This window comes from Myroides sp. LJL115 (assembly GCF_054871665.1).
The window spans coordinates 34,531-45,859 of the sequence record NZ_JBTXLS010000022.1 but is presented as its reverse complement, the minus strand read 5'-3'; the positions used below and the strand labels follow the sequence as shown (position 1 = coordinate 45,859).

The 11,329-nt window shown below is 33.6% G+C and carries 10 protein-coding genes; 3 read left to right on the top strand and 7 right to left on the bottom strand.

Annotated features, from left to right (window positions below):
- Positions 1-139: 139 nt before the first annotated feature.
- The 3 genes from ACYSNX_RS07190 to dnaA all read right to left on the bottom strand — a co-directional run bounded on the left by ACYSNX_RS07190 (position 140) and on the right by dnaA (position 2,851).
- Positions 140-868: an SAM-dependent methyltransferase gene (locus ACYSNX_RS07190; protein ID WP_461754005.1), complete on the bottom strand. Its 729-nt coding sequence runs from the start codon at positions 866-868 to the stop codon at positions 140-142.
- Positions 869-947: 79 nt separating this feature from the next.
- Positions 948-1,409, bottom strand: a complete 462-nt coding sequence (locus tag ACYSNX_RS07185; protein WP_461754004.1) for a low molecular weight protein-tyrosine-phosphatase — start codon at positions 1,407-1,409, stop codon at positions 948-950.
- Complete coding sequence (gene dnaA / locus ACYSNX_RS07180; protein WP_461754003.1) at positions 1,409-2,851, bottom strand: chromosomal replication initiator protein DnaA; 1,443 nt, start codon at positions 2,849-2,851, stop codon at positions 1,409-1,411. Before dnaA ends, ACYSNX_RS07185 begins: the two co-directional genes overlap by 1 nt.
- Positions 2,852-3,043: 192 nt before the next feature.
- Between dnaA and ACYSNX_RS07175 the strand changes: the two genes are divergently transcribed.
- The gene (locus ACYSNX_RS07175) at positions 3,044-3,448 is read left to right on the top strand and encodes an acyl-CoA thioesterase (RefSeq protein WP_461754002.1); all 405 of its coding nucleotides are present in this window, start codon (positions 3,044-3,046) and stop codon (positions 3,446-3,448) included.
- A 72-nt stretch (positions 3,449-3,520) separates the two neighbouring features.
- Positions 3,521-4,258, top strand: coding sequence for a hypothetical protein (locus ACYSNX_RS07170; protein ID WP_461754001.1), 738 nt, complete (start codon positions 3,521-3,523; stop codon positions 4,256-4,258).
- Positions 4,259-4,445: 187 nt separating this feature from the next.
- Here the strand turns inward: ACYSNX_RS07170 and ACYSNX_RS07165 are convergent, their stop codons facing one another.
- Both ACYSNX_RS07165 and ribD read right to left on the bottom strand, forming a co-directional pair.
- A complete protein-coding gene (locus tag ACYSNX_RS07165) occupies positions 4,446-5,072 on the bottom strand; it encodes an IMPACT family protein (RefSeq protein ID WP_461754000.1) in 627 nt (208 codons plus the stop codon).
- 1 nt (position 5,073) lies between these two features.
- Entirely contained in the window at positions 5,074-6,141 is a 1,068-nt protein-coding gene (gene ribD / locus ACYSNX_RS07160; RefSeq protein ID WP_461753999.1) for a bifunctional diaminohydroxyphosphoribosylaminopyrimidine deaminase/5-amino-6-(5-phosphoribosylamino)uracil reductase RibD, read from the bottom strand.
- A 47-nt stretch (positions 6,142-6,188) separates the two neighbouring features.
- Between ribD and prmC the strand changes: the two genes are divergently transcribed.
- Positions 6,189-7,034, top strand: a complete 846-nt coding sequence (gene prmC / locus ACYSNX_RS07155) for a peptide chain release factor N(5)-glutamine methyltransferase (RefSeq protein WP_461753998.1) — start codon at positions 6,189-6,191, stop codon at positions 7,032-7,034.
- A gap of 204 nt (positions 7,035-7,238) precedes the next feature.
- Here the strand turns inward: prmC and ACYSNX_RS07150 are convergent, their stop codons facing one another.
- Positions 7,239-8,648 (bottom strand): DUF1266 domain-containing protein, encoded by a 1,410-nt coding sequence (locus ACYSNX_RS07150; protein WP_461753997.1) that lies wholly within the window; start codon positions 8,646-8,648, stop codon positions 7,239-7,241.
- A 184-nt stretch (positions 8,649-8,832) separates the two neighbouring features.
- On the bottom strand, positions 8,833-11,040 hold the full coding sequence (locus ACYSNX_RS07145; RefSeq protein WP_461753996.1) for a flagellar hook assembly protein FlgD: 2,208 nt from the start codon (positions 11,038-11,040) through the stop codon (positions 8,833-8,835).
- Positions 11,041-11,329 lie beyond the last annotated feature (289 nt).

Here is an 11,329-nt window from a genome sequence, read left to right as displayed (position 1 = left end):
GCTATACTTCTATACATGACATCTACTTAAAAGTATCGTAAAGTTAAGAACCGCCTTGGTACGGATCCGTATGCCAGGTGGTGTGAGAGGTCGGCTGAAGAAATAATCTTCAGCCTCCTACTCGATTATTAAGTAGATATTATCTTGTTTTGTGTAAGATAAAGATACACGGTCTTTTGTGTAAATCTATGATTTGTTTTTTCCACTCTTGTACACTTTTAGTTTGTATAAACTCAGTTTCCAAGGTGATATCACAAGCTACACATAGTAAAGTACTCGGGTGTAGTATTTGACACATATCACTTAAAAGCTGATTATTGCGGTAAGGAGTTTCAATAAATAACTGGCTTTGATCTTTGTCAAAAGAAAGTTTTTCTAATATCTTTAAAGTATTTTTTTTGTCTGACTTATCAATGGGTAAATATCCATTAAAAGCAAAGCTCTGACCATTCATTCCAGAGGCCATTAAAGAAAGTAGGATAGAAGAGGGGCCAACTAAAGGACGTACCTTAAGGTTGTTTTTATGAGCTAAATCTACAATTACTGCTCCCGGGTCTGCTACCCCAGGACAACCAGCATCGCTCATAAGTCCGATGCTTTTACCTTGCTTTAAAGCATCGATATAAGTGGTAAGCTCCGTTTTATCTGTATGTTTGTTTAAAGGCAGTAAAACTAGCTCAGATTGCTTTTTATCCGGGCAAATACTCTTGATAAATGCTCTAGCTACTTTAGGATTTTCTACAATGAAAATATCCAACATCTCTATACAGCGTTTAACAGTTTGTGGTAAAACGTCCATAGGATTTTCTGTTGGGCCTAAGGTAATTGGAATTAAATATAAAGCTGGTTCTTTACTAGGTGATTGCATAAAAGAATGTTTTGTAAAATAAATGGGTGCAAAGGTAGGGATAAAAAAGAAAAGGAAGAAAACTGATTTTCTTCCTTTTTTATTTTGATGATTCTAAACTAGAGGCTATTATTTGACAAGCCCTATCTAATTGGTTGTAAACTTTTTCAAATCCATCGGCTCCTCCGTAATAAGGGTCAGGAACCTCTGTGCCTTTTGAATCTATTACATTTAAAATCAATTCTACTTTATTTTTTTGCTCTTGGCTACTCGCTAAGGAAAGTACATCTCTATAATTTTGCTTATCCATAACATAGATTCTATCAAAATTATTAAAATCCTCTTTTGTAAATTGTCTTGCCTTTTGTTGGGCAATATCAATTTTGTTTGCAGCTGCAACAGAAATAGAGCGAATGTCTGGTGTCTTGCCAACGTGCCATGAAGCCACTCCAGCTGAGTCTACAAATACCTTTTCTTTATCTACTTTAGATTCCAAAATACCTTGGGCTAAAGGAGAACGGCAAATGTTTCCTAAACATACCATTACTACTCTTAGTTTCATTACATATTAAATTTTAAATTAATATCGTCATGGTATTTCTTAAATTCTTTGTCAGTTTCAATTAAGTTATCAATTGTCTTGCAAGCGTGAAGCACTGTGGCGTGATCCCTTCCTCCAATTTGAGAACCAATACTAGCTAAAGAATTTTTAGTGTATTTTTTTGCAAAGAACATTGCCAATTGTCTTGCTTGAGCAATATTCCTTTTTCTTGTTTTTGAGCGTAGTACTTCTGTGTCAATTTCAAAGTAGTCCGAAACCACACTTTGAATATAGTCAATAGAAATTTCTCTTTTTACGTTCTTAACAAACTTCTCTACTACTTGTCTAGCTAGGTCTAAAGTAACTTCTCTTTTGATAAAAGAAGATTGAGCAATTAAAGAAATAATAGCTCCTTCTAGTTCACGAATATTAGAAGTTACGTTTTGAGCTACGTAATCAATAATTTCTTTTGGCATTTGCACACCATCTCGGTATAGGATGCTTTCCATAATCTTAGAACGCGTTTCAAAATCTGGGTGAGAAATCTCTGCAGATAGTCCCCATTTAAAACGAGATAATAATCTTTGCTCAATATCTTGCATATCCACTGGGGCTTTATCCGATGTAAGGATAACTTGTTTTCCATTTTGGTGCAAGTGGTTAAAAATGTGAAAGAACACATCCTGTGTTCCATTTTTACCCGATAAGAATTGTATGTCATCTACTATTAAAACATCAATTAATTGATAGAAGTAGATAAAGTCATGTCTTGTGTTCTTTTTTACTGAGTCTACATATTGTTGTGTGAAAACTTCTGCCGAGATATACAATACTGTTTTCTCTGGGTAAATTTCTTTGATTTCCACACCAATGGCCTGTGCAAGGTGAGTTTTTCCTAAACCAACTCCACCAAAAATAAGTAAAGGGTTAAAGGAAGTACCTCCAGGTTTATTAGCTACTGCTAAACCAGCCGAACGAGCAAGTCTATTGGAATCCCCTTCTAAGAAATTATCAAAAGAATAATTTGTGTTTAATTGGGATTCAATTTTTACGTTGCGAATTCCAGGAATGATAAAAGGATTTTTTAGTTCTGGATTCTTGTTTTGAATTGGAACGTCTAACTCCTGTGGTTTTACTGGACTTCTATGTGTGCTTGGTAATTGCTCTGTAAAAGGTTGCTTAGTAGATTGACTACTTTCCATTTGGATTTTGTACAATAACTTCGCATTTTGTCCTAATTCTTTAATTAGGGCAACTTTTAAGATTTTAACGTAGTGTTCTTCCAACCACTCGTAAAAAAACTTACTTGGTACTTGAATACACAATTCATTATCATTGACTAATTCAATTGCCCTAATAGGCATGAACCAAGTCTTGAAGGCTTGTTCTTGAATGTTGTCCTTAATGAATTCGAGACAATTGTTCCATACAGATTCAGCTGTCATATTCGTATATTCACGCATTATTGGTTAGAATTAAAAAAACAGTTACTATTTTTGAGTGATATTTGACACGCCCTGAAAAGGGGTATCTGATTTCAGAGGACAAATATGTGAACAAATTTCGGGATAAAAAAATTTTTAAACCATTGTATAAATCAAAAAAAAATGGTAGGTAGTATAAAAAAACAAACAAACAAGTAAAACTAAGTAGGAATGAAAACATTTGAAACAAAAGTTAGAGTACGATATGCAGAAACCGACAAAATGGGAGTGGTTTATCATGGAAATTACGCCCAATACTTTGAGATAGGTAGAGTTGAGTGGCTGAGAAACCTAGGAATTTCCTATAATCAGATGGAAAAGGATGGGGTTATGCTGCCTGTGGTTAGTTTATCGATGAATTATAAGCGTCCTGCAACTTACGATGATGTACTAAGTATTCGTACAATTTTAAAAAGTTGTAGTGGCGTTAAAATAGAATTCGATTATGAAATATTTAACCAAGATGGGACTCTATTAACAACAGCAAATTCCATTTTGGTGTTTGTCGATGCTAACACTTCTAGACCAATTAGTGTTCCGGATTTTATTGAGCAAAAATTAGAAGGGATTATTTAAGGTTTTTTTCTTTGCTAAAGTCTTTAACATATTTTAAAAAAAAGTTTATATTTGAACTAAAGCAAAAAAAACATGAAACAAGTCAATTGGCTAATTGCCATAATGGGATTTTTCACTATCACTAGTGTAGCACAACAAAGAAGCTCAATCGATGGTCGTATTCGGCTATTTGATGGTACTACCACTTTGGTAGAGGTATTTAATATGAAAACCAAAGAAAAGATCAATAGTGATGTTACCGGGTATTATATGATTAATGCTGCTGTGGGGGACACTTTGCGATTTTCGAGTGCTAAAAGTACCGTATCTCATTATGTGGTTGGTCCAGAAGATTTAACCCAAGGGAGGGTGAATGTTGTTTTAGTTAAAAAGGGACAAAACTTAGAGGAGATCGTAATTATTAAAAAAGACTTTGGTCCAAATTTCTTTGATTTAACTCCTCAACAAAAATTATCTCAGGCAGAGTTGAACTACAAAGTGAATAATACTTTAACCAGTGCTACGGCTAACGGGAACGTTGGGATTAACATAGGGGCTTTAATTAATTTGTTCAACGGTAAGCGCAAAGCCGATAAACAAGCTATTGCTTACGAGAAAATGGAATTGATGATCAATAATTTAGTTGACATTTACCCTAGAAAAGAATTAGTTCAAGAACTAAATATGCCAGAAGAGTTTTTAGAAGGTTTTTTAGTTTATTTGGTGAATCAACCAGATTTCGCTCAAATTCCAATTACCCATGATCCTGGCTACTTACTTTATTTAGCTGGTCATTATGAGGGCTTTTTAGATTTTATTCAACAAGAGTAATACAAAGAATACTTAAGTAAAATAAAAAGAGGGCTGTCTCACAATTGAATACAGCCCTCTTTTTGTTTAATAAATTTCGTATTTTACTTGGTGTAATTTAACTATTTAATCTGTACTATAAACTATGCCTAATATATTACTTCTAAATGACAACCAAGTAACCTTTATGAGATAGTCCCATTTTATTTTAATATTCTTTCATATCTGGAGTCAGTACTTTTACCTCGTAATAAGGTTCAAAGCTTTCCAAAGCTTGCTGGTATTCACTTTGACGTATGCTTAATTCGATTTCACAGCTCATGTGCATGTTCTGGTTGACGATGTTTAAGTTTTTCTCCTTTATAACTCGCATAACATTATTCATGTCTTTGTAATCAAATCTTACCTTAAAGTAACTATCAATGGTTTTTTCTATTATAATAGCTTCTTCTAAGGCCATTTGGGCTGCTGCTCTATAGGCGGTGATTAAACCACCAACTCCTAGCTTAATTCCTCCAAAGTAACGAACCACTACTACTAGAACATCGGTAAGTTCAAAAGATTGAATCTGTCCATGAATAGGAGCTCCTGCTGTATTGCTAGGCTCTCCATCGTCATTTACTCTATAATACACCGTTTGGGCGCCTGTTTGAAAGGCATAACACCAGTGCCTAGCATTATAGTGTTCTTTTTTAATCTGCTCTATAATATCCTTTACCTGGGATTCTTCGTGTATTGGAAAAGCATAGGCAAAGAATTTGCTATTCTTCTCCTTGTATAATACCTCAGGGGTTGGTTTTTCTATGGTTTTATAACTATCTATGTGTGTACTCATTTTATCTTGTTAGTATATCTAAGGTATCTTCTAAGATATGGTGTCTTTGATGATTTGAAAAATTGTTTATTTTTGGGGCTATGTGCCCATTTTCTAAATAGCTTTGGGAAGTGAAAATTCTAGCTTGGTCCCAAAGGTTTAAGTCAATAAAGTTTTGAAGGGTTTTACTTCCTCCTTCAATAACAAGGGACATGATCTTCTCTTTATATAATGCCTCACAAATTTGTTGGGGTAGGTTGTCTTGAAAGTTAAGATGGTATACACTCAAATTGTCATGGCTTTTTAAGCTTTGGTTTTCTGTAAAGCAAATTGTTCTGCTGTTACTATCGTTTATAGCAAAGCTTGAATCAATTACGCCTTTTCGATCGATGTATATTCTAATTGGATTATCCCCATACCAATCTCTAGTGGTTAAAGAAGGGTTATCCTCTAAAACAGTATTAGTTCCAACTAAAAAGGCAGCTTCTTGGCTTCTGTATTTATGTACTAATTGTTTACTATAGGTATTGCTAATCCAAACTGGACTTTGATGGTCCTTCTCTAATGGAGCGATATACCCATTATAGGTTTGAGCCCACTTTAAAATAATAAAGGGACGTCTTTTATTTAAAAAAGTAAAGAAGCGAATATTACTGTCTTGACACTCTTTTTCTAAAACACCAACAGTTACTTCAATACCAGCTTGTTTTAATTTTTGTATGCCTTTGCCATGTACACTTGCAAATGGATCAATGGTTCCAATAACTACCCTAGGGATTTGCATCTTCACGATTAAATCCGCGCATGGAGGAGTTTTGCCATGGTGGCTGCAAGGCTCTAAGGTTACATAAAGAGTACTTTGTTTAAGTAGTTCTTTGTCCTTTACTTTATCAATGGCATTTACCTCGGCGTGTTTACCACCATAAGGGCTGGTTGCTGCTTCTGCGATAATTTTGCCATTATGTACAATAACAGCGCCAACACCTGGGTTGGGCATTGCTTTATAAACGGCCGATTGGGCGATTTGTATAGCTCTAGAAATATATAGTGAATGTTCTTTCAAAATGTATAAAACTGTATCTTTGAACAAATTTACGATTTTTAAAATTAAACCCTTAAATCTTTGACCTATAAAGTATGTTGATAAAGACCATAAATGAGCAGTTTATAAAGGAGCTTACTCCTATATATGATGCCCAAGAATCTCAAAGTTTGTTTCTTCTGTGTCTGGAAGAGCTGGAAAATAAAAAAAGATTAGATCTTGTTTTGAACCCAGAACTCTCTACGCAAAAGCAAGAAAAGTGGCAACAGGTATTAAAGGACTTAAAACAAGCTAAACCTATTCAATATATTTTCAATACTGCTTATTTCTATGATCTTATTTTTAAGGTAACTCCGGATACTTTAATACCTCGAAGTGAAACAGAGGAATTAGTGGAATGGATTTTAGATTCACTAGAGGATAAGAATAAAGCTATATCTATTTTAGATATTGGAACAGGTAGTGGTTGTATAGGAATTACATTAGCAAAAAATTTGCCTAATGCTAAGGTAACTCTAATGGATGTTAGCCCAAATGCTTTAGAGGTAGCTCTATATAATGCCAAGGCTAATGATGTTAAGGTAAATACCATTGAGCAAGATGTTTTAGCTTTAGAACAGTTAAAAGATACCTATGATATTATTGTATCTAACCCTCCTTATGTAAGAGAGTTAGAAAAGGTGGAGATACACTCTAATGTACTTGATAACGAACCTCATTTGGCTTTGTTTGTTTCAGATAATGACCCTTTAATTTTTTATAGAAAAATTGTACACTTAGCCACTGCTAATTTACCTAAGGGAGGTATGCTTTTCTTTGAAATTAACCAATATTTAGGACAAGGTACTTTAGACCTTTTTAATCAGCTCGATTTTAATCAGCCTATTTTGCGCAAAGATTTAAAACAAAACGATAGAATGATAAAGGCAGTTAAGCTCTAATGCTTGCTCCTATATATAGGTATAAAAAAACAAGAGCATTTTTAAGACTAAGAATGCTCTTGTTTTTTGCTCTATAATAAGAAGGAGTGAATTATTATATACTTTAAAATGTTTGCTTTTCAATCAGTTATTTTATTTAAAATGTTTGCTTTTCAATCAGTTATTTTATTTAAAATGAAATAGGCTATAGAAAGTGTAAATTTATTAACTGCAAGATTCAAAAAAGTCTTTAAACACTTTTTTAATAGCACTAAAGTCTACTTTAAAAAGTTCCTTAATCTGACTCTTTTCAAGATCTGTTAAATCTTTAGTGTAGTTTACTCTTTCTTTTTGAAGCTCTACTTCATTTAATGTAATACCTTGAAGTACAATTTTCACATAGTTACAGGTAAAGTCTACCTTTGTTTGTACTTTTATATCTTCCCCTTTTATTGTTTTTATTTTAGAAGTGAAAAAAGACTTCTCTACCCAATAGATATGCGTATCAGTTAGAAGAAGATTTTTATGATACAATAGGACTAGCTCACTAGGCTTCAGGTCTATTTTGTGTTTTTTTACAAAATCTGCTACTTTACTAAAAAACACTCCCGGGTACTCTTTTTCATCCTCGGCAGTAGAGTAGGACCTTTGACTATAGTCCATAGAAAAATAATCTTGCAAATCATACTTTTTGACTATAGGTAGAAATATCTGCTGGTATAATTGATGGCTTTGTTTTAGTAAGTGAAGCGACAGTCCTTGGTCTTTGAGTTTGCTTGTATCAAAATCTTCTAATAGATTCTTATCCGTATTATTATATGTTTTTTTAAGTTGCTCTTCTATTGAATTTGCAAGAGAAAACAGATATTCTTTACCCCATATAGGATCCATATTTATAATCTCTAAATGATCTAAAGTTAAATCTAGTGCCTTGTTTAAGAAAAATTCTTCTAATGGTACAATAGCGGATTCTAAGTAGTTGATAGGGTATTTATCAAATTGCTTAGCTAATAGTAAAGCGCTTAGAAACTGCTGTAAACTAATGTAACGCTGTTGAATTACACTTTGTAAAACGTCCAAATATTGCAAGGTAGCTTTCTGACTTAAATAACCTAACTCAAAATTATACTTTAATAACTCATAAGCCCTAAGTAAGTCAATAGCACTAAGGTTGCTGTTTTTTAGGGTATTACTCCATTTTTCAAAATAGGCCAAAAGAGAAAATAGAGAATAATGATTCTCAAGGGTATGGGTGCAAAGAGCGTTGGTTTGTATGTTTTGCTGTTTAAGTAGTTGGGAAAAAGAGGCTTGTTGCTCTATGGGTAATAATTCTTCCAAAGGAGTGGTAAACACCCTAGTTGTGTTATTTTGATAAATGTCTATAAGAACTTCTTGGGCGGTATATACACTTTGGTTTTTATATATTAAATCTTCCAAGTGTTGTTTTATCTCTTGGGGTTTCAATTGTTTGTATATGTGCTCTAATTCTTTTTTTGCAGCTATTCTATCTATAATAGAGATACTTGTGGTAAGTGATAGGAAGTCATTTTTATCGCTAGACTTGGCTGTTTTATTTATAGTAGGGATGAAGCCTTTGGTTAAATAGGCTAGTATATTTAGTTTGTGATAAAGCATTGTGTGATGGTTATTATAAAGAGGGTATAGGATTTTTTTGCTATAAATAATCTTTTTTCAAAGAAATCTAATACATCATCTTATACCATGTATTATTTAGCGATTTCTCCTACGTAGGAAGTTAAATAAAAAGCGGAACTAATTTTAAACTAGTTCCGCTTTGATTTTTTTTACTACCAAAAGTTTAATTCACTTTATGATAGATGTTTCTATTGGAAATAACCGGAGAATAAAGGATTTCTTCTACTTTTAACTCAATGATAGTGTTGTTGTTACATTGGTTTAGTTTTCCGCCGTTTCCACATTCTGTGGTTGGGTCTGTAGGGCGATCTGAAGTAGGGTTTGTAGCATCTACATCCCAGTTATCTGCTGGTCGCAATATGGAAATTGCTAAATTACTTGTTGTTGTTTTTGTCGGAGTAAGTGTTATACTATATGTAAGGGTACAACCTGATTCCATGTTAATTACAGAACTGAATTTGTCTTTTTGCGTATTTAGGGCGATTGCTGAAGTTTCTAAGGCACAATTGCCTTGTGATGATATTTTCGCTTCTCCAGGTGTAAAACCCTCTGGCACTTCAAAAGCGAATACTGCTCCTTGGGCGCTTGTAGGCCCCTCATTAAATACAGAGACTTCAATAGTAAAAGCTTGATCAATTGTCAAGTCCTGTGGGATTTTAACTTGCTTGATTTGTAGATCGGATTTTTTAACCAGTAACCCACCTTCTATTATTACCATTGGAGCTTTAATAAAAGACCAGGTATCTAATGACCTACCATTTCCATAACCTCGATTGATTTCACTGTTTCCAATCCCATATCTATGTCCGTTTTCAGCGCTACTAAGGCCTTTAGATCCTTTTAAATGGCTATTAACTTTTGGATCAGGTGTAGATCCATTATTGTTAGGAAACCCTGTGGTGGTGATCATTACAGTGGAATCATCCCAATAGACAATATCTGAGGCAATTGAAAAATCGTCATTTAATCGAGAAATGATTGTTCCGTTAATATTTAATTCTACATCAAAGAAGGGAAAGTGAACTTCTCCTCCTAACAGCTCAATACCAACCTGTAAAGGGGTATCTGATGCTGGAACTATATTACCTTGGCTATCTTTACCATCCCAAAAATACTGATTTGTTCCTTTTTTTGTATAACCAGATAAAATAATGGGTTCAAAGTTTGCGTTTAATGGGTCAGAAATTGTTATAGTATAGCTGCCCGTGATATTTGCATCAAAACTAATAGTTGCTCCTTTGCTTCCCATTTGATTTAATGTGCCTTCGAATCCAGTTATTTTAACATTGCTAAGATCCGTGTTGGCAAGGGGCTGTTTTAGCCAAGTTTCTCCTCCTGGTACAGCTCCAATAGAGGTTTCAGGTAGATCCCACATATCTATATTCTGTGGTAGGGTATAGAAAATTTTATGGGTTATATTATATTCAGTGTCTACAAGATTAGGGTTGTATACATTCTTTTCAATTTGATCTTTTAAAGAACTATTTAAGCTCAGATAAGACGCTTTAGGAATGTTGTTTTCTGATGTTGTAAAGCCATTATTGTTTGCAAAAAAGGTAAATAAATAACCATTATTACCATTGTTATTTATATTGTAAACATGTCTGTCTTTAGTAAGAATTTTTAAATTCCCATAAAAAGCTTGGGGTATTTGTTCAGCCCCATTGATTCCAAGATTAAGTAGGTTCGCATAGACTCTTCCTGGTACAAAAGCAGTGTTTGTTACGTTAACCACAGATATATCCCAAGCAGCTATGAAATTACTTACATTAGGTTGTTTGTTAATAGATTCTTCAGCCCAGTCTTTATCGGGGTTAAAATTATTAGGATGAACTATGAAAGCGTCTCCAGGCGAAGAAATATATTTCATCGAAATTTTATATACTCCTTCAGAAGGAACGTCGAAAACATGTGGTGTGTAAGCGTCCTTATTTTGGTTGTAGTTTGTCTTCGGACCAGCTAATTCTTGAGCACGATTTCTTATGTAACCAATTGATTTATCTGATGTTACATTGTATAATGAATTTGTTAATTCTTTAGTGATTACTTGCTTGTTTTGATCTAAGTATTCGATGATAAATACAGCACGATTACCATTTATGGAAGGCGATGAGTTTGCTAAAGTGATTTTTTCATCCTTTTTTGCATAGACATAATGGATTCCATTGTTGGCAAAAGGCCAATTTTCAGTGGATTGTGTACTTGTTCTAAGGTATGCTCTTGCACCTTTAACTCCGTTTGGGTAAAGGTTTTTTGACCCGTCTGCTAAGACAGGTAAACTAGTTAAGAAAGTAACGCAAAAAAGTAATAGAAAAGTTAATTTTCCTCTGAGTGAAGAAGGTGTTTTTGAGTTTTTATTCCAATAATTCATTTTTGGGAGTTTTTTATTTTTGCGTGCAAAGATACTTGTTTTAAACTAATAGAGTTCTAAAAGTTTCCTTAGGAAAATTAAAGTATTGAAAAGCTTTGTGTTAAAGTCTAATTATAGTGATGGGGTAAAGTTGTAGTTAAAATGTTTTTTATATTACTTATTGTGTTGGTTTGTATATAGTTACGGTTTGTGTTGTAAAAAGATGTATAGCTATTTTAGGCGGAGTTATTGCTAACTTAGTTTTTTATAGACTGATTTTCCTTTGGAAGGAATATCCGAAAAGTATACT